The following is a 20581-nucleotide window of genomic DNA, read 5'->3' as shown; positions in this document are numbered from 1 at the left end:
GTGGGGTTCAACGGATGGCCGGAGCCGGTGAAAAGTCGTCGATGGCGATGCCCAGGCCGCTCTCCGCTGCCCTGCGCCGGACGTACTCAGCGACGGCGAGGTCGAGAATGCCGAGTCCGAACGGCGAGAACAGCAGCGGCCTCTCCGGCCGGCGCCGCAGCTTCGCCGGGTCGCACAGCACCTGGCCCACCGTCGCGTCGATGAACTCCCTGCCTCCGGACAAATGCTGGGCGAGGTCCAGAGCAGTGCGCTCGCGGCAGACGTGGTCGATGTCGTCGACGACGTTCTGGGATGCCAGTACGGCCTCGGGGGTGAAGTCGCGCAGCGAGAGGTGCAGACACACCGAACCTGGACGCAGTGCCTCCGGGCCGAGGTGAGGTGTGAGCGCATTCGTGGCGACAGAGCTGAGTTCGTGGGCGGCCATTGCGGTCACGGGGTCCGGGGCCACCTTCACGGTGAGTCCCGGAACCATGTCACGGCACCTGGCCTGAAACGCCTCCGTTCTGTCCGAAGACGGGTCGTAGACTGTGACAACCTTCACATCGGAGATAATGGCTGTCACGAACCGCAGGACTTCCGCGTTGATGACCCCGCATCCGAGCAGCGCGAGCCCCTGGGCGGAGCCGTCCGGCAGCAGCGCGCGGGCGGCTGCCGCAGCCGAGGCCGCGGTGCGCCTGGCGGAGATGAGCGACCCCTCGATCAGCGCGGTGGGCCGCCCGTCCACCATGGAATTGGTGATGATCGCGGCGCTGGCTCGCTGCAGGCCACGGGAGATGTTCTCGGGAAAGGACGCTATCCACTTGATCCCCGCGGCGGGCTGTTCGCCGCCCAGGTGGGCGGGGAGGCCGATGATGCGGTCGCGCTGGTTGCCGGGGAAACGGAGGAAGGTCGAGTGGGGCAGGGCGCTGCGCCCCTGTTCGTGACTGATGTAGGTCTCCTCGACCAGGTCGACGAGTTCACTTTCTCGTCCTTCGAGGAGCTTGGCAACGTCGTCGTGCCGGATGACTAGCATGGGGCGTCTTCCTTTGAGGTGGGGGTTTTCCAAAGGTGTCCGATGTCGCCGAAGTTCCTTCGGACCCAGGCATCGGAGTAGATCGTTTCCAGGTACCGGTCTCCGCCGTCCGGGAAGACGAGCACGCAAAGGGAGCCGGGCGGGATCCGGTCGGCCATCGCCTCGAGTGCGGCGAACACCGCGCCGGACGAGCCACCCGCGAGCAGCCCTTCGCCGACCGTGAGGCGGCGGCAGGCCACCACCGTCTCCATGTCCGAGACCCGCACGACCTCATGGGCGCGGGTGACGTTTCCGTCGAGCAGTGGCGGCTTCGCGGAGGCGCCGTGCCCCGGGAGCAGACGCTCACCCAGCGGTGGGCCGAAGATCGCGCTGCCCTCCGCGTCGACGGCGACCAGGGTTGTGGACAAACCAGCCTCGCGTATGTACTCCGCGCACCCACGCAGCGTTCCGCCGGTACTGGTGGCGCAGAACATGTAGTCGACGTTTCCGTCGAGCGCCGTGGCGATCTCGTGCATGGTCTGCCGGTGTGCGGCGGGGTTCAGCGGGTTGACGTACTGATTGGGCCAGTACGCGTGGGGGATCGACCGTACGAGTTCGCTGACCCGGCGGAGGCGGGCCGAGAGGAAGTCCCCGTCGGGTGCCTCTGCTCGGCCGATTACCTCGACCTGGGCCTGGAAGGCGCGAAGAATCGCGATGTTCTGCTCGGTGGTGCGGGCATCCACAACGCAGACGAAGCGCAGACCGAAATAGGCGCACAACTGCGCGAGGCCGACGCCGAGATTGCCGGAACTCGACTCGACCACCACCGATTGCCCGGGCACGAGCTCCCCGGACCTGATCCGCTGTGCGAGCATGCTCAACGCCGTACGGTCCTTGATGCTGCCGCCGGGGTTGAAGCGCTCCAGTTTTGCCCAAATGCGGAACGGATACGTGTGCACCCTGCGCAGCTCGATCAGCGGGGTCCGGCCGATGGCGCCGATCACACCGTCGCACAGGACGCCGCCGGGGCTGTGCGGCTCAGACACAGGACTCACGGGCGGCCTGCTCGGTCTGGCTGATCAGCGAGAGCACCTCGTCGTGGGTCGACGCCGTGGCGTGCAGGATCGCCAGCATGTCGTGGGTGCCGTGGCGCCAGTCGACGGACTGCCCGGGCGTGGCGAGGATGTCCAGCGACTGGACACCGGGCAGCGCGGCGAGTTTTTCGAGGGGAGCGACGGAGACGACGCGGCTCGCCTCCATCGGCGGCAGCACGAATCGTGACCAGTACAGCTGGTTCCAGTGCAGAACCGGTACGTCGACACGGTGGCCCAGAGCGAGTTCCAGCACGGCCTCGGTGAGGTTGAAGCCGGTGGCCCGGTGGAGGAGGTGGCTGGCATAGCCGGCCATCCGGCCGTTGACCTCAATTATCCGCGGCCCGTCTGCAGTGAGCTTGATCTCGGTGTGGCAGACGCCGTGCCGTACCCCCAGGGCGCGCAGGGCGTCGCCGGTGAGGCGGACGATGCGATCCTCCAGCTCCGTCGGCACCGTACTGGGCATGAGGTCGCCCGTCTCCCGGAAGGGCGGGGCAAGAGGCTGCTTTCCTGTGACGCAGACGTGTTGGACGTCTCCGTCGTGAACAACGGATTCAACGGAGACGAAGTCGCCCCACTCGGGGCCGGCCGCCAGCGGGTCACCGACCAGCAGTTCTTCCAAGACGAATACCGAATCCGGATGGTCGGCGAAGTCGGCGACCGCCGCTAGGCACTGCTCCAGGGAATCCACTCTGCAGGTGCGGGCGGCCGCCGCTCCGCGCCGGGGTTTGAGGACGGCAGGAAAGCCGACGATCTCCGCGGCCTGTTCGACGTCGTCGACTCTTTCGACAAGAGCCACCCGAGTCACCTGTGTTCCTGCGGTGGCGAGGGCCTGGCGTTGCCGGAACTTGTCGGTGAGTAGCTGCGCGGTTTCGACGCTGTGACCGATGAAACCGCACTCTGCTGCCAGCTCGGCAACGCGTCGCTGCTGAAATTCACTGAACGTGGTGATTCCGTCTGTCGGCAGCATGCGAATCCTCTGGGCTACCTCGGTGGTACTAAGGCCCGTGATGTCCACGACATCGGCGATATCCGTCATGACCCGGTAGTCTTCGGTCACTTGCCTGGTGGAACGGTCCGCCAGGAAGGTGATGTCGCACAGCTTCCGCGCGGCGGCGGCAACCTTGATCGGAGCGGCACTGCCGGTGTCGTGCAACACGCATATCATGGGTCGATTTCTGCGCATCATTCCTCACCTTCGTAGAAATTGAGCTACCGCCGGGAATGACCGTCCGGGAGTTTCCACAGCTGGTCATTCGCTGTCGAGTTGTCCCGTCCGCTGGAAAAGCGATCGGTCGCGCTGCCCCATAGTCGGCGGTGCGTCAGCCGTGCGCCGGACGGCATCCACATGTGCCGCCAGGTCGCTCAGGACCGGCCTGGCGAAGAGGTCCTTCAGTTCGAGCCTCGCTCCGATCCGGTCGCGCACCCGGGTGAGGACGCGCATGGCCGACAGGGAGTGACCTCCGACGTGGAAGAAGTCGTCGTTCCTGCTCACCTGGACGACGTTCAGCACGTCGCGCCAGATCGCGGCGATGGCCGTTTCCATGGGCGTGGCGGGTGCTTCGGAGGCCGTCGAGCCGTGGCGGACCGGTTCGGGCAGGGCGGTCCGGTCGATCTTGCCGTTCGCGGTGAGGGGGAAGTCCTCGACGGCAATCCAAGCCGAGGGAACCATGTAGGCAGGCACCATCCCTGCGAGTGCGGTGCGGACGTCGTCCAGCAGCCCTTCGTCCGGTTGGCTGGCAGGCACGACATAGCACACCAGTTCCTGCTCTCCGCCGGCGTCGGGGGTGGCCAGGGTGAGAGCGTCCTGGACGCCAGGGTGTGTGCGTACCAGCGAGTCGATCTCGCCGAGTTCGATGCGGTGGCCGCGGATCTTCACCTGGTGATCGAGGCGCCCCAGGTAGTGGAGCGATCCGTCTGCTCCCCACCGCACAAGGTCACCCGTCCGGTAGGCTCGGCCGCCGTCCGGGGCGGTGACGAACCGCTCGTCGGTGAGGTCGGGGCGTCCCAGGTATCCTCGGGCGACGCCGTCCCCGGCGACAAGCAATTCACCCGGCACTCCGCGCGGTACGAGCCGGCCGGCCCTATCGACGACGAACACACGAGTGTTGGCCACCGGACACCCGATCGATCCCCGGTCTCCTGGACGGACCTCCGTCATGGTGGACCAGATCGTGGTCTCGGTGGGGCCGTATACGTTCCACACCCGTGCCACGCCCAGACCGGTCAGCGCCGTACCCAGGCGCTCCGACATCTCCTCACCGCCGCACCAGATCTGCCTGAGCGCGGAGGGCGCCCGGCGGTCCCGGTGCTCGGTGTACAGCTTCCACGTGGAGGGCGTCGCCTGTATCACGGTGATTCCGTGCCGTTCGATAAGGCGGTGCAGGAGTTCCGGGTCGGCGCCCGCTCCGGAGGGAGCGACGACGAGGCGCCCGCCCGTGACCAGCGGCAGGAACAGTTCCAGGCCCGCTATGTCGAAGGACAGCGAGGTCAGTGCCAGCATCCGGTCCTCGGCGCGGAAACCCGGATCTTCCGCGAAGGACTCGATGAGGTTCGCCAGATTGCGGTGATCGACCACCACGCCCTTGGGGCGGCCCGTCGATCCTGAAGTGTAGATCACGTAGGCGGGGTCGTCGGGTGTGGCGGCGGGGGCGGCATCGGCGAAGCCGTCGGCCGTTTCGAGGGTTTCCCCATCCGTCAGGACCACGGCCGTATCACCGCCGACGGCCACGTGCCCCTCCAACTCCCGGGTGGTCAGCAGGACGCTCACCGCACTGTCCCGCACCATGTACTCCAGGCGTGCCCGGGGGTAGTCGGGATCGAGCGGAACGTACGCCGCTCCCGTTGCCCAGACGGCCAACAGGGCGGCCACCATCCCGCGGTCGCGTGGCAGGCAGACTCCGACGAGCTTTCCCCGCTCGACACCGTGCCGCTGCAACGCGGCCGCCAGTGTCCTGGTGTGATCGGAGAGTTCGCGGAAGGTCCAGCTGCCGGAGTCGTCCACGACGGCCGTCTGCTCCGGGTGGTCGCGTGACATCCGGTGGATGCGGTCGGCCACGGTGAGCCGTTCGCGACGGTGCCGGGGGCCCGTGCCCAAGGCCGTAAGTTCGGCGTGTTCGGCCTCGCTGAGCATGTCCACGCAGCCGATGGGCCGGTACGGATCCTTCACCAGGCAGCGCAGTACCTCTAGGAGGTGCCCGGTGAAGCGTCGCATCGTGTCGTCGGAGAACCGCTCCGTGGAGTACTGGAGCGAGCCGGTGAGCCCGTCGGTCCCCGGGACGAGGGAGAGCGTCAGGTCGAACTGGGATGTGCTCGTAGGAACGTGCACCCGCTCCAGCCGGGCGCCGGGCAACTCCAGGGGCGCAGTAGGCGCGCTCTGCAGGATGAACAGGACCTGGACGAGGGGGTTGTAGGCGAGGTTGCGTTCCGCGACCGCGTTTTCGACGAGCTGCTCGAAGGGCACGTCCTGGCGTGCGAAGGCGGCGAGGCAGTGGTCACGGACCCGCTCGATCAGCTCCCTGAACGTCGGATTTGCCGACAGATCGGCGGGCAGGACCAGGGTGTTGACGAAGAAGCCGATCAACTGCTCGGTCTCGGTACGGGTCCGGCCCGCGGTGGGCGAGCCGACGAGAAACCTCTCTTGGCCCGACCACCGGCCCAGCACCACCTGAACGGCTGACAGCAGCGTCATGAACAAGGTCGCCCCGTGCTCACGGCCGATCCGCTCGAGTTCGGTGACGAGGTCCGCCGGAACCCGCAGGCCCAGCTCCGCGCCGGCGAAGGTGCGTTCCACGGGTCGGGGCCGGTCTCCGGGCAGTTCTAGCAGGCGCGGGTAGTCGGCGAGTTCGGCGAGCCACTCCTCGCGCTGTGCGACCAAGGTCTTCGACTGCACCCACTCGCGCTGCCATACCGCGAAGTCCCGGTACCGGATCGGTGGTTCGGGAGGCAGTGGCCCCGTGCTCCCCAGGCGGTACCGGTAGAAACGGCCGACCTCGGACAGCAGCACGCCTGTTGACCAAGCATCCACCACGATGTGGTGGAGGACGAACACCAGGGCCCACTCGGTCTCTCCGCGCACCAGTGCCGCCCGCATGAGGGGAGCCTCGGTGAGATCGAACGGTGCGGTGACCAGATCCGCCACGGCGCTGTCGAGGCCCGTGGCCCCGTCGGGCACAATCACGGTCAAGGTGACTGCTGCGTCCTCGTCGACCGTCTGCACCGGCACCCCGTCCACCAGGGTGAAACGCGTACGCAGCACCTCATGGCGGCGGACGACCTCAAGCACGGCCCAGCGCAGCGCGTCAACGTCCACCTCTCCGGTGCCCTTGTGGACGATCGGCACATTGAAGACGGGCGCTCGGCCGGTGAGCTGGTCGAGGAACCACAGCTGCTGCTGTGTTGAGGACAATATCGCCGGCCCGTCTTCGTCGGGTCGGCGCACGAGTGTTGGGACGTCCGCCCGCGCGGCACCCGGCGCGTCGGCGTCGGCCGAGTCGTGGACTAGGTCCGCGAGCAGCCGGGGCGTCGAGGCGCCGAGAACGTCGCGGAACTTCAGTTCGACGCCGAAGTGATCGCGCAGCCTCGTCAGCAGCATGGTCAGCTGTACCGAGTGGCCCCCGAGGTCAAAGAAGTCACTGTCGGCCTCGACGCCCGGGTGGTTCAGCACCTCCGCGAAGATGCGGGTCAGTTCGGCCAACACCGGGTCGTCGGACGCCGGGTACGACGGCTCGGCCGGCGCGTCCGGTGCGGTAAATCCCTCCGGGTCGGGCAGGGCTTCGTGGTCGATCTTGCCGTGCACCGTCAAGGGGAGTTCGGCGAGCGGCACGATCACCTCGGGCACCATGGCCGCGGTCAGCTCCCGCGCCAGGGCGGCTCGTATGTCCCGTGGTGTGTGACGAACAGCGTCGGAGACGACGTAGGAGACGAGCTGCCGGTGGCCGGGAATCGCCTCCCGGACGACGGTGACGCAGTCCTTGACCTGCGGGAGCCTCAGCAAAGCGGCGTCGATCTCGCCCAGTTCGATGCGCTGGCCGCGCACCTTCACCTGCCGATCTTCCCGGCCCAGGAAGCGCAGCGTGCCGTCGGAGTTCCACGCGACCAGGTCCCCGGTGCGGTAGGCCCGGGAGGCGAACGGCGCCGACACGAACCGTTCACGAGTCAGTTCCGGACGTCCCAGATAGCCACGGGCCACACCGGCTCCCGCAACCCACAGCTCGCCGGGCTCTCCCGGCCCGGCGAGCTTGCCGTCGGGTGCGACAACGAACACCTCGGCGCCGTCGATCGGCCGACCGATCGACGGAGGCGCCGCGTCAGTCTTCGCCGCGCCCAGGGACGGCGCGACGACCGTCGAGGTGGTAACGACGGTGCACTCCGTCGGCCCGTAGTTGTTGACGAGCGTGTATGTGTGCTCGGACGGCCGCATGCGCAGTTCGTCGCCGCCGGTCAGCAGCAGGCGCAGTGCGGTGCCGCTTCCCGTGGTGGCGCGGAGGAAGTGCTCGCCGAGCGCGGTCGGCATGAAGGCGACGGTGATCTGTTCGGTCCGGCACCATTCGACGACCTCGTCGAAGGACTGCCGGATGTCCTCCGGTATCACGCACAAACACGCTCCGTGGGCCAGAGCCGGCCACATCTCCCACACGGCCGCGTCGAAGCCGGCGGACGCGATGTGGGAGCAGCGGTCGCTCTCCGACACACCGAAAGCGGTCCCGTGCCAGGCGACCAGGTTCGTCAGATTCCGGTGCTCCACCATCACGCCCTTCGGCCGTCCGGTGGACCCCGAGGTGTAGATGACGTAGGCGAGGCCCGTTTGCGTCGCTCGCACCGGCGGCCGCACGGCCACCTGGCCGGGGCCGCCGATCAGGTCGGTGCGGATGACACTCAGCTTGTCGACCGCCGACAGACCGTCCTCCAGGCCGGTCGTTGTAACCAGTACGGTCAGGCCGCTGTCGCGGACCATGAAGTCGATTCGGGACGCGGGGTAAGCAACGTCCAGCGGGATATAGGCACCGCCGACCGTCCACACGGCGAGCAGGGCGGCCACTGCCTCACGACCACGCGGCAGGTGCACCCCGACGAGGGATCCGCTCTCGACGCCCTGCTCGGACAGTGCGGTGGCCAGCCCGCCAGCCCGGTCGGCGAGTTCTCGGTACGTCCACGCACCGGCGTCGTCGCACACCGCGATGCGGTCCGGGTGCTCCTTGGCCCGGGCCCAGATCTGTTCTGGCACCGTCACCAGTGGGTGGCTAGAGCTCATGAGCCTCTCCCGTGAAAATGAAGTCTTCCAGGATTGAGTCGACGACCTGGGCACTCGCGTCGCCGAACGGGAAGAAGTGACCGCCGGGGAAGGAGCGGACCACGCTGGGACCGGTCACGGCACGCTGCCAGGCCTCGGCCTCCGAGGCCGGAACCGACGTGTCGGACCGGCCGAGATACACGCCCAGCGGACACCGCAGCGTCGCGGACCAGCCGTGCCGGTACTGTTCGGACATGGCCAGCTCGCTGCGCAGCCGGTCCAGCACCGTCGTCACCAGCTCCTCGTCGTCGAAGACCTCGGGAGGGGTGCCGCCCATGTCAGCGAGGAAGCGCCGCAGGAGATCGGTGCCGCCCCGGCTCACCAAGTGGGTGGGGGCCGATACCGGAGCCCGGTGGGCGAGGGCGATCAGTGCCGAGACCCGCTCTCCGTGGCCTGCCGCGGTCAGCTGCTGCGCGACCTCGTAGGCGATGAGGGAACCACGGCTGTGTCCGACGAGCACGGCAGGTCGCTCCAGCGCGGCAAGTTCGGAGACCAGTAACGACGCGACGTCGTCGAGCCGCGTGAGGCCTTCCCGCTCTTGTGCGAAGTGGAGCATCCACGGGTCGACCACACTGAGCCGGACCCGGGGTCCCAGCAAACTGTCCCAGGTCGCGAAGTGAGCGCGGGACCCTCCGGCGCCGGGGAAACCGACCAGGTGCAGATGGGCGTCCGGCTTCTCACTGACACTACGAATGAACATCTGCCTCTTCCAGCCCTGTCTGCGCCTGCGTGTCCCAAGCGCGTCGCGGCAGCAGCCACACCGCGGCCAGGACGTGACCCAGCGCTCCGAGAACCAGCGTCTCCCGCATGCCGATCCAGTCACCGACCAGCCCGCCCATCAACGCCCCTGCCGCGTAACTGCCGTAGGTGAGCATGTGGTTGCCGGCGTGCACTCGGCCCTGCATGTACTCCGGCGTCACCGATTGGCGGTAGGTCAGCTGGGTGATGGTGAAGGCGACCATCCCGATGACGAACACGCTGTGGGACACCACGAGCAAAACGGACTTGACGCCCATGGATCCGGCCGTGGCGGGCAGTACGAGGCAGCCCGCCGCCATCACCAGCTGTCCGGCGACCAGGGTCCCGCGAACTCCCAGACGCCGAGTGCTCCGCGCGGTGACGGTGTTGGCCACCAGCGCCATGCCGCTGGCCACCGTCAGGAGCACACCGACCACGCCCGGCGCGATCCCCAGAGCCTGGGTGGCGTAGAGGAGGTACAGCGCCACCATCATGGCGCTGAAGAAGTTGCTGGTGGCGTTGCACAGGGAGATGTATCTGAGCCGGGCGTCCCTGAAGAGAAACAGGAATCCGTCCAGCGCCTGCGGGGCTTTCGCACCGTCCGCTGCCGGAACGGGAGCACCGGCTTCGCGTACCCGACCCAAGGTGACCGCCGAGGCGAGGAAGCTGGCGGCGTCCACCAGCAGGGCCAGCGGCGGTGTCAGCGCCTGCACCAAGAGGCCGGCCAGCGAGTTGCCGGACACTTCGGCGAATGTGGTCACCTTCTGGAGCTTGCCGTTGGCGTCCATCAGCCGGGGTTCGGGCACCAGCTTGGGAATGAACGACTGCCCCCCGACCGCGGCGAGCACGTCGAACGCACCGAGCAGAAACGCGATGAACATCAGCGCCCACAGGGAGAGCTGATCCACCGCGTACAGCAGGACCACAGCTGTGACCAGCAGCGCGCGCACGACATCCGCCATGACGAGCAGCCGCCGCTTCGTGAAGCGGTCCACGATCGTCCCGACCTGGAGGCCGAAGAGGAGCGCGGGCAGGTACTGGCAGAAGAACAGTAGTCCCTGGTCCACCTCGTCGGCGTCCAGGATGATGATGGCCGTCAGCGGCAGCGCCATCATGGTCACCTGGCTGCCGATCAGCGAAATGCTCTGTCCCGTCCAGAACCGGGCGAAGTCCGGTTCCTCGTGCAGGCGGAACGCGCCCTCACGACGTGCCACGTCAGTCACCGTTCCGTCGTCCGCGGCGGCGGCGCGCCACGTCACTATGGGCCTGTCTGCGCTGGGCACCGCGTCGCTCCCGCTCTTCCCGCGCGGACGGTCCGTCGGCGAGATGCGCCGCCAGTGACGCGATCGTTGGGTGGGCGAAGAACGCCGTCATGGGCAGGTCGATGCCGTGCCGCTTGCGCAACTCCTGCCGTACGCGGACCACCGACATCGAGGTGCCGCCGGCATCGAAGAAGTTCTCCGTCACTCCCACCCGGGGCAGCCCCAGCACGTCGCACCAGACGGAGTGGATCCGGCCCTCCAACTCACCGGTGGGAAGCGCGGGTGCGGAGGATGGCACGTGGTCGGTGATCATGGCTACAAGTGCGTTCCGATCCATTTTTCCGTTGGGGGTCAGGGGTAGGGCGGGCAGTGCCCGTACCAGTTGGGGAATCATGTGCTCCGGGAGGGTGGAGCGCGCCCAGGAGCGAGCGGCCAGCGGGAGCGAGCGCAGCAGCGCCGCGCGTCCGGGACTGTTGACCACTGGTTCGATCACCGGCGGACGACTGTCCAGGAACGGACGAGCGGCTGGCGGCTCGGCGGTACGACGGTGGAAGAGGGCGCGGATGCGCCCTTCGCCGGTGCCGTGGACGGACCACTCGTGGTGGGTCCGCAGGCCGTGTGCGGCAGCCACGGTCGTCAGGTCCTCGGGCAGGACGCCTGGAGCTTCCTCGGCGGCGTCCAGCGGGTGTAGCAGGCGGGCGAAGCGGGCCACTCTGGCGTTCGGTATGCCGTCGACGACGAGTTCGCCGTCGGTGGCAGCGAGGATGTCGGCGAGGTGTGACAGGGAACCGACCTCGCGGTCCCAGTCGAGACCGGGGCCGGACACCGGCGCGGGCACGGGCTCGTTCACACGCAGCAGTACGTCATAGCGGAAGCGCGTGAGCTCGTTGTCGGGGCCGCCTGGCTTGAGTGAGATTTGCACTCCGGTGACAGCCGGGTTCTTCTCACGCAAGCGAGTGAAGTAGCCGGGGTCCACGAGGAGTTCCTCCTCCTCGGCCGCCCGTGCCGCGGCCCGCAGGGCCAGCGTCCGGTCGGCCACTCCCTGGTGGTGCAGCACGCTCGCGTGGAACGCCTGCGCCAGGCCGCGGTGGCGCAGGTCACCGACGAACACGTGACCGCCCGGACGCACCAGGGACACGGCGGTGGTCAGGGTGCGGGTGAGGTAGTTCTCGTCGGGGAAGTACTGAGCGACCGAGTTGATGACCACACAGTCGAAGCGACGGTTGCCGGCGATGGCGGGGAGGTCCTCGGCGCTGCCCAACACCAGCTCCGCGCGGTCATCGAGCCCTCGGAGCTTGGCCTGCTGCGTGACGTGGGCGACGGCCTCCGCGGCGAGGTCGATGCCCAAATAGTGGGTGCTGTCCTGGGCGAGGCGCAGCAGCAGCAGCCCGGTGCCGCAGCCGATTTCGCAGTACGTCCGGGCCCCGGTCGCGGCGATGGCATCGACGGTGGCGTCGACCCAGTGCCGCATCTCCTTGTCTGTCAGCGGCTCTTTGGTGTAGCTGCTGGTCCAGCCCTTGATGTTCAGATCGCCCTGCTCGGGTTCGCTGCCCTGCTGGTATATCTCGTCCCACAGGCCGCGCCAGGTCTCCACGGCCTCGGCCGCGGTCGGCGTCCCGGCCTCCACGTCGGGGGCCGCGTCGGAGTCCGGCACGAGGAAGGTGACCAGCTGGCCGTCCTCGCCACCGGCGAGCTTGCGGACCACTGTCAGGCTGTCGCGGATCTGCGGGTGATCGCGCATCGTGGTGTCGATCTCGGCGAGCTCGATCCGGTAGCCGCGCACCTTGACCTGGTGGTCCATGCGGCCCATGAAGCGCAGTCCCCCGTCGGAGGCCCAGCGCACGAGATCACCGGTGCGGTAGGCCCGGGTGCCGTCCGGGCCCTCGACGAACCGCTCAGCGGTCAGCTCGGGAAGCCCGAGGTACCCGCGGCCCACACCGCTTCCCGCGATCCACAGTTCCCCCGGCACGCCGGTCGGTACGGGGCGTCCCGCACCGTCGACGACGAAGAGACGGGTGCCGACCACGGGTGAGCCGATGGACGGCTGAGTGCCGGCAGTCATCTCGGTACAGGTCGACCAGATCGTCGTCTCGGTCGGGCCATACACATTCCACAGGCGCACGCCGAGAGCCAGGAGCCGATCTGCGAGTTCAAGGGACACCTCCTCGCCGCCACACCAGATCTGGCGCAATGTCCCGGGAGCTGCGTCCACGTGCCCGGCATACGCCTTCCAGGTCGCCGGAGTCGCCTGGACGACGGTGATTGCGTGCTGCGCCAAGAGCCGGTGCAGACGCTCCGGGTCGCCTCCCACCCCGGCCTCCGCGACGACCAGCCGGCCACCCGCCATCAGCGGAGCGAACAGTTCCAGGCCGGCGATGTCGAAGGACAGTGAGGTGACGGCGAGCATGCGGTCTTCGGCCCCGAGACCAGGCTGTTTGACGAAGCCGTGCACGACATTCGCCAGGTTCCCGTGCTCGATCATCACTCCCTTCGGGCGTCCCGTGGACCCCGAGGTGTAGATGACGTACGCGAGCGCGTCCGGCGCGGTCGGTGCGGCTTCTGGGCGGGGCCCGTCATGCGGTGCCACGTCGTCGATGAAGGCGACCCGCACCGTGTCGTCAAGCGGTACGACCGCCGCGAGCGCATGCGTGGTCAGCAGTACAGTGAGGCCGCTCTGCCGGACCATGTACTCCAGCCGTGCCCGTGGATAGTCGGGGTCCAGCGGCACATACGCGGCGCCGGCGCCCCACACGCCCAGGAGAGCGGAGACCATTTCCGGCCCTCTCGGAAGACACACTCCCACCAGGTCGCCGGGGGCCACCCCAAGATCGCTGAGAGCCCCGGCGACCGCGTCGGCGTGTCCCAGCAGCTCCCGGTAGGTCCATCGGGTCTCACCCGCCGCCACCGCGATCCGCTCCGGGTGCTCCGCGGCGATGCGACGCAGGGCGTCCGGCACGGTTTCGCGACCCGATGGGGCGTCGGGCCCCGTCCCGAGGGCGGCGAGGCGCGCCCGCTCGGCATCACCCAACAGATCGATGGCGTCGAGCCGGACCGAGGGGTCCTCGGCCACGGCGTGCAGCACCGCAAGGTAGTAGCCGGCGAATCGCTCGACGGTCGACGGATCGAAGAGTTCCGTGGAGAACTGGATGAGTGCGGTCAAGCCTCCTTCCTCCGGTGTCAGGTTCAGGGTCAGGTCGAACTGCGAGGTACCTGTGTCGATCTCGACGGGTTCCAGTACGACCCCGGGCAACCGCAGCGTCTGCGCGGGCGCGTTCTGCAGGATGAACATCGCCTGCACAAGGGGGTTGCGGTCGAGCGTCCGTTCCGGCGAGAGGTCTTCCACCAGGTGCTCGAAAGGCACCTCCTGGTGCGTGAACGCGGCCAGGCAGCATTCGCGTACGTGCTTCAGGTACTCGTCGAAGGCGAGTTCGTCCGAGGGGTGCGAGCGCAGGACCAGTGTGTTGGCGAAGAAGCCGATCAACTGCTCGGTCTCGATCTGGGTACGGCCTGCCGTCGGCGAGGCCACCAGCAGGTCACGCTCTCCACTGAGCCGGGCGAGAACTACGAAGTAGGCGGCCAGCAAGGTCATGAATGTGGTGGCCCCGGTGGCCTCGGAGACCCTGTCGAGTCGCCGCTTCAGATTCGGGGGGACCTCGAAGGTCACCGAGCCGCCCGCGAAGGTCTGGACCGGCGGGCGTGGCCGGTCGAATGGCAGGTCGAGCGACTGCGGAGCACCCCGCAGCATGTCGGCCCAGGCCCTTCGGTACTCGGCGTACTCCGTGGTGTCCGTGCGCTCGCGCTGCCACTGCGTGAAATCGACGTACTGCACGGAGAGTTCCGGAAGGTCTGCCACGCCGCCGGCCAGTCGTGTCCGGTAGGACTCGGCGACCTCACTAGCGAGGATGCCGACCGACCAGGCGTCGGAGATGATGTGGTGCACCACGAAGACCAGGACTGTGCGGGACGGCCCCCGCACCAGTGCCACGCGGAGCAGCGGCGGACGCGCCAGATCGAACGGCTTGCGGACAAGCTCGGTCACGAGCGTGTCGACGTCGGCGTCGGACTCCACGGCGAACGTGTCGACACCCACGGCGCCTTCCGCGGCGACGACCTGGACCGGGCTGCCGTCGATGGTGCCGAACCGGGTCCGCAGGGCCTCGTGCCGGGCGACCGTGCGGTTCACGCTCCACGCCAGGGCGTCGACGTCGATTGTGCCGGTGACCCGGAACTGCATGCCGAGGTGGTGTTGGGCAGTCCCGGGGACCAGTTGTTCCACGAACCACAGACGCCGTTGGGCGAAGGAGCTGGGAAAGGCTGATTCGGGAGAGGCGGAGGCGTTCACCGGGTCTCCTCGGCTCGGTGCGGAATGGGGGTGTCGTGTGCGAGGGCTTGGAGGCAGTCCCGCAGCGTCACGACTCGGGGGGCGTCGCGTGCTTCCGGAGCGGCGAGCAGTTCGGCCATGCGCACCGTTCCCTCGGCGTCCGAGGCGTTGACAAAGAGGTCACGCAGCGTCGTCAGGTAGGCGTGAAGCCGGTACTCCGGTTCGTAGCCGGACAGCAGCACGTCGAGGTACCCGTCGGCGTTCGGATAGATGTCGACGCGCAGCCTGTGTTCCTGCTGGGCGACGGCGATGGGGGACTCGTCGACGAGGGAGAAGCCCGAGGGGGCGGTCTCGTCCGTCGAGACCGAGGGGGTGTTCTGATATACGACGTAGGTGTCGAACAGCGTCGTGTGCTCGTCGGTCCCGGCCAGCTCCTCCAACTCGGGCATACCGATCATGTCGTGTTCGATCAGGTCCAGGACTGCGGACGAGGCGCGGTCCAGCCAGAGCTGGAGTGGATCTTCCAGACTCGCCTGCCAGCGCACCGGCAGGGTGTTCATGAACATGCCCATCGCATGCTCGATGCCCCGGACCTCGGGAGAGCGGCCCGATGTGGTCACGCCGAACTGGGGCGCGTCCCGACCGTCGACGTGCTGGAGCGTGGCACCCCACAGTGCCTGTAGCGCGGCGGCCTGAGTGGTTCTGGCGCGGCGGCACGCGGCACCGAAACGCCGTACGTCCTTTGGACCGAAGCGGATCTGGGCGACTTCGAACGCATCCGAGGTCCGGCCCCGAAGCGGCCCGGCCGGCAGCCGGTCGAATCCCTGGACACGCTCGCGCCACCACGCGCACACGCTTCCGTCCCGAAGCCGCTTCGCGCGCCAGGCGAGGTAATCCGCGTAGTCGAACGACGGAGCCGGGGTGTTTCCGGCGGCGTCCGCGTACCGGGTGAGGAAGCGTTCCAGATAGAGAGGGAAGCTCCAGCCGTCCAAGCGCCGGTAGTCCATGGTGAGCACCCACACCCCGCGCCGATTGTCGATCCGGATGAACGCGAACCGCGTCGGCAGCGCCCGGGCCGCGTCGAAACCCGCCGCGCGGTCCGTGCGTAGGAAGGCATCGAGGAGACCGATCTGTTCGGCAGCGCCCCTGGAGGACCAGTCCAGGAAGGTGACCGCGGTCGGCAGATCCTCGGCAGGGACATCAGCCACCTGCGTCACCTCGCCGCCTGCCTCGCGTAGGACGGTGCGCAGGAAGGGAGTCTCCTGGACCGTGGCCGCCCAGGCTTGGTCCGCCGCCTCCGGTGAGATCTCTCCCTCGTACCGCAGGATGCGCTGGACGACGTAGAGCCCGTCGTCGCCGCGCTCGGGCAGCAGACGCAGCATGTGTTCCTGCAAGGGCGAGAGGGGGTAGCGGTGATCGCTGGCCGCGCTGCCGGACGTGTTCGGGGAGGCGGCGTCGGGCCCTGCCGTGTCACCGACGGCCTGCGCGTCGAGGAACTCGGCGAGCCGCTCCACGGTCTGGTGACTGAAGATTGACCGAATCAGCACCGGCCGTCCGGCGTCCCTGAGGCGGGCGGCGACCTGTGTGCTCTTGATGCTGTCGCCGCCGAGGTCGAAGAAGTTGTCCTGAGCCGTCACCACGGGAAGGTTCAGGACGTCGCGCCAGACCTCGGCGACAAGTCGTTCGGTGGCAGTCCGTGGGGCAGTGGACTGAAGCCCGACATAGCGTTCCTCGGCGATGTCCACCAGCGCCTTGCGGTCCACTTTGCCACTTGAGGTGGTGGGCAGTTCGGGAAGCACCACGATGGATCCGGGCACCATGTAGTCGGGCAGCCTCTCCCGCAGCCGGCCCCGCAGCAGGTGCGGCAGCGCGCGCAGCGCCACCCCTCGGGCGGGATCGTTGGTGACCTCTCCCCGGGGCGTATGGGCTATGTACGGCCGTACGTTCCTGCGGTGGAACACGGCCGCCATGCGCCCCGCCGTGGCATTGCCGGGGGACCAGGTCAGCTGGAGGTCGAGACCGTGCGTCTGGGCCAGCTCCCACAACTGCTCGGGATGCACGGCCTGACCCGAGGCGGGGTTGGGCAGGTGGTTCTGCAGCCGGGCGTTGGGAATGCCATCCACTGCCAGCCAGTCCTCGCCGAGTTCGGCAAGGCGCTTCTCCAACCGAGCGACGCCGTCGATCTCGGCGTCCCAGTCCGTGTACGAGGCGACCGGCTCGCCGGCCGTGCCACCGCGCTCGATGATCACGTCGTAACGGAAGTCGTTGAGCTCGTTGGCGCCGAGGCCGCGTTTCAGTGCGGTCTCGACCCGGTCGACGCCGGGGATCCGGCCCAACAGACCGGTGAAGTAGGCGGGATCGACGAGCAGTTCGGTCTCCTCCGCGGCCCGGCGGGCCGCGCGGTCCAGGAGGCGCTCGCGGGCGGTATCGGGGGCACCGAACCGCGCCACTGAGTAGTGCAGGGTCTCCGCCAGTGCCAACGGCCGCACATCGCCCACGAACACCTTCCCGCCCGGTGCCAGCAGGGCCACAGCCTGGCGCAGTACCGCATCCAGGTAGGCGCGGTCCGGGAAGTACTGGATCACCGAGTTGATGACGACACTGTCGAACGTCAGGCCCTTCAGCGCGTCCAGGTCGTGGGCGGGCAGGCGCCGCAACTCCACACGGTCGGTGAGTCCCAGCCGCTCGGCCTCCTCAGCGATGTAGTCCAGCCCCTTCTGAGCAATGTCCACGCCGATATACCGGTCGCAGTCCGCGGCCAGGCGCAGGGCGAACAGGCCGGTACCGCAGCCGATCTCCAGAACTGTCCGAGGCTTGGACGCTGTGATCCTGTCCACGGCGGCGTCGAGCCACTCGACCATGTCGTCGCGGGGGATGGGGCGGCTGGTGTAGCTGCTGACCCAGCCCTTGAGGTTGAGCCCGGCCTCCTGGGGCTCCGGACCGTCCCCGTCGTCGTAGGCCTGGTCGAAGACCGCCGACCACTCACCGACGCGTTCGCCGTCATCGCCTGGATCCGACGCGAGTCGTTCCGCGTCGGCGACGAGGTAGGCCAACAGTTGTTTGTCCCCGGCGGGGTCGGTACGGCACACGACGGCCGCGTCGAGCACACCAGGCGCCTCGCGCAGGGCCGCCTCGACCTCGCCGAGTTCGATGCGAAAGCCGCGCACCTTGACCTGGTTGTCGATCCGTCCCAGGAACTCCAGGTCGCCGTCGGGGCGGCGGCGCACGAGGTCACCCGTCCGGTAGATCCGGTCACCGGCCACAACGGAGAAGGGGTCGGGCAGGAAGCGCTCTTCCGTGAGATCGGGGCGGTTGAGGTAGCCGCGGGCTACCTGGACACCGCCGACCCACAACTCGCCGGCCACGCCGACGGGCAATTCGTGGCCTGCCGCGTCGACGACATGGGTCCGCGTGTTGGCGACCGGGCGGCCGATCGGAGGCTGGCCGCTGGCTTGGGGGTGCCAGCTCCAGTAGGTGACGTCGATCGCGCACTCCGTGGGCCCGTATAGGTTGTCGACGGCGACGGAGCAGTCCGCATACACCCGCTCGCACAGTTCGGCAGGGAGGACGTCACCGCTGCAGAAAATCCTTCGCACGGAGGTGTCACCGAGGCTGCCGTGCGTCAGCAACGCCGACAGGGCCGTGGGGACGAAATGGATGTGGGTGACCTGTTGACGGCGGATTTCGTCAAGGAGTGTCGCCGGCTCCCGGTGCGCGTCCGGACTGGCCAGCACGATCGCGGCACCGTGCATCAGGGGCCAAAGGAACTCCCACACGGAGACGTCGAACGTATGGACGGTCTTCTGCATCACGCGGTCACTGGGGCGCAGCCCGTACTGGGCCTGCATCCAGTTGATCCGGTTGACGACGGACCGGTGCTCGACCATCACGCCCTTCGGGGTCCCCGTAGACCCCGACGTGTAGATCACGTAGGCGAGGTGGCTGGGGGCGGGCCGAGCGGCGGGCCAAGTCTCCTCCTGCTCCGAGAGCAGGTCCCGGACGGACGCTTCGTCGAGCCGCAGGACGTTGACCCCTTCGGGTATGTCCGCCAGCGCGGAGACGCAGTCCGCGGTTGTCAGCACGATGTCGACGCCGCCCTCCCGCACCATGCGGGCGATGCGTTCGGCTGGCTGGCTCGGATCGAACGGCACGTACGCGCCACCCGCGACAAGTGTGCCAACGAGGGCGAAGACCAGCTCAGGGCCACGACTCAGACACAGGCCGACCCTGGTGTCCGGGCCCACGCCACACACTCGCAGTAGATTCGCCACCCGACCACCGCGTGCCGCGAGCTCCCGGTACGTGAACTGTGTGCCGTCGGCGGCGACCAGCGCGACGTCCTCGCCGCGGGCCGCGACCTGGCGGGCGATCCAGTCCGGTACGCAGGACTCGTACGCGGTGTCCGCCTCGGTGGCGTTCCACGTGCTCAGGTGGTCGCGTTCCGCCTCCGTCAGCATCGGGGCGGACAACACCTCCGTGGCGGGAGCGTCCACCATGGCCTCTAGCAGCCGGACGTAGTGACGCGCGAAACGCTGGACCGTCGTCTCGTCGAAGAGGTCGCTGGCGTATTCGACGACGGCATCGAATCCTTGGTCGGTGGGGGTGAGTTCCAGGGAGAGGTCGAACTTCGAGGTGCCCGTGTCCATGGGTATCGGCTCAAGGAGCAAGCCGGGCAATTCCATCACGGTGGACGGCGCGCTTTGCAAGATGAACATGACCTGGGCGAGGGGGTTGTGCGAGGGCTCGCGGCCCAGCTTCAGCTCGTCCACGAGCTGCTCGAAGGGCAGTTCCTGGTGGTCGAGGGAGCCGACACAGGTGTCCCGCACCTGGTCGAGGAGGGCCTGGAAGGTGGGACTCCCGCTGAGGTCAGCCGACAGCACCACCGTGTTGACGAAGAAGCCGATCAGCGCCTCCGTTTCGACCGTCGCGCGGTTGGCCACGGGTGTCGCGCAGGCGAGCTGGCTCTGTCCGCTCCATCGGTGCAGGAGGGCGTAGTAGGCAGTGAGCAGCGCCATGTACGGAGTGGCGCCCCGGGAGCGGGCCAGTTCCTCAACACGACGCCGCAGCGGGCCCGGGATCGAGAAGGAGACGCGTGCCCCGTTGAAGGACTGGACCGGGGGGCGCGGCTCGTCCGTGGGCAGATCGATGAGACGCGGGGAGTCGGCCAGGCGCTCCGTCCAGTACCGGAGGTGCTCCGCGTTGCGCCGGCTTCTCTCCGGTCCCCGCAGCCATAGTGAATAGTCCACATAGCTGATCGCGGGTTCTGCGAGGGTGACGGACGAACCGTTAACGAACGCGCTGTACAGGGCCACGAACTCCCGTATGAACACGCCCAATGACCAGCCGTCGGCGACGATGTGATGGATCACGATCGACAGCACGGACTCCGTCTCGCCCGTTCGGGCGACGAGCATCCGCAGCAAGGGGCCCGACTCCAGGTCGAACGGCCGACGCGAGAAATCAGTCAGCTCGGCGGCCAGTTTCTCCGGTGACACGTCGCGCACTGCCACCGTAATCCGGGTGTCGGGGTCCACCTGCTGTACGGGCAGTTCGTTCACCACGGTGAAGCGTGTGCGCAGCGACGGGTGCCGTTGCACCAGGGCATCGACCGCTCGTTGCAGCCCGCCGACGGACAGCCGCCCGGTGAGCCGGTAACTGCCAGCGATGTTGTACACGCTCTCGTCGGGCAGAAACCTGTTCAGGAACCATATGCGCTGCTGCCCCGGAGAAAGCGGTGCCTCAGTGCGCCCCGTGCGCGGGATCGCAGTGCCGCGTGGGGCTACCGAGCGACTTCCACCCTGCCGCAGTGCCGCCAGACGGGCGCGCTGCTCGGCGGTGAGGGATGTGACGGTCCTGTTCTCGTGCTGGTTCACGAAGAAAACGCCT

Annotated in this window: 8 protein-coding genes; all 8 read right to left on the bottom strand. The window is 68.2% G+C overall.

Annotation, left to right across the window (positions count from 1 at the left end; translation table 11 throughout):
* Nucleotides 1–7: 7 nt before the first annotated feature.
* The 8 genes from sbnB to ACIBCJ_RS14535 all read right to left on the bottom strand — a co-directional run bounded on the left by sbnB (nt 8) and on the right by ACIBCJ_RS14535 (nt 20568).
* Nucleotides 8–1012, bottom strand: coding sequence for a 2,3-diaminopropionate biosynthesis protein SbnB (gene sbnB, locus ACIBCJ_RS14570; protein ID WP_362093452.1), 1005 nt, complete (start codon nt 1010–1012; stop codon nt 8–10).
* Nucleotides 1006–1995: a 2,3-diaminopropionate biosynthesis protein SbnA gene (gene sbnA / locus ACIBCJ_RS14565; RefSeq protein WP_133890793.1), complete on the bottom strand. Its 990-nt coding sequence runs from the start codon at nt 1993–1995 to the stop codon at nt 1006–1008. Before sbnA ends, sbnB begins: the two co-directional genes overlap by 7 nt.
* Nucleotides 1996–2029: 34 nt before the next feature.
* The gene (locus ACIBCJ_RS14560) at nt 2030–3241 is read right to left on the bottom strand and encodes an ATP-grasp domain-containing protein (protein ID WP_365978214.1); all 1212 of its coding nucleotides are present in this window, start codon (nt 3239–3241) and stop codon (nt 2030–2032) included.
* Between the two features lie 93 nt (nt 3242–3334).
* Nucleotides 3335–8314 carry an amino acid adenylation domain-containing protein gene (locus tag ACIBCJ_RS14555; RefSeq protein ID WP_365978213.1) on the bottom strand — a complete coding sequence of 1660 codons (4980 nt, stop codon included), beginning with the start codon at nt 8312–8314 and terminating at the stop codon, nt 3335–3337.
* Between the two features lie 10 nt (nt 8315–8324).
* Complete coding sequence (locus ACIBCJ_RS14550; protein WP_133890787.1) at nt 8325–9074, bottom strand: thioesterase II family protein; 750 nt, start codon at nt 9072–9074, stop codon at nt 8325–8327.
* A complete protein-coding gene (locus ACIBCJ_RS14545) occupies nt 9061–10326 on the bottom strand; it encodes an MFS transporter (RefSeq protein ID WP_166662156.1) in 1266 nt (421 codons plus the stop codon). The genes ACIBCJ_RS14550 and ACIBCJ_RS14545 overlap by 14 nt, the downstream gene beginning before the upstream one ends.
* Before the next feature lies 1 nt (nt 10327).
* Entirely contained in the window at nt 10328–14716 is a 4389-nt protein-coding gene (locus tag ACIBCJ_RS14540; RefSeq protein ID WP_362504358.1) for an amino acid adenylation domain-containing protein, read from the bottom strand.
* Nucleotides 14713–20568, bottom strand: coding sequence for an amino acid adenylation domain-containing protein (locus tag ACIBCJ_RS14535; protein ID WP_365978212.1), 5856 nt, complete (start codon nt 20566–20568; stop codon nt 14713–14715). Before ACIBCJ_RS14535 ends, ACIBCJ_RS14540 begins: the two co-directional genes overlap by 4 nt.
* Nucleotides 20569–20581: the final 13 nt, after the last annotated feature.

The sequence above is a fragment of the Streptomyces sp. NPDC051136 genome (assembly GCF_044455745.1).
GTDB lineage: Bacteria > Actinomycetota > Actinomycetes > Streptomycetales > Streptomycetaceae > Streptomyces.
The sequence above is the reverse complement of the archived record's forward strand: the minus strand, read 5'-3'. Positions and strand labels throughout refer to the sequence as shown.

What these genes read in the sequence shown, in the direction of transcription:
- sbnB (WP_362093452.1), bottom strand. Translation starts at nt 1,012, where the DNA reads ATGCTAGTCATCCGGCACGACGACGTTGCCAAGCTCCTCGAAGGACGA.
- ACIBCJ_RS14550 (WP_133890787.1), bottom strand. Translation starts at nt 9,074, where the DNA reads ATGTTCATTCGTAGTGTCAGTGAGAAGCCGGACGCCCATCTGCACCTG.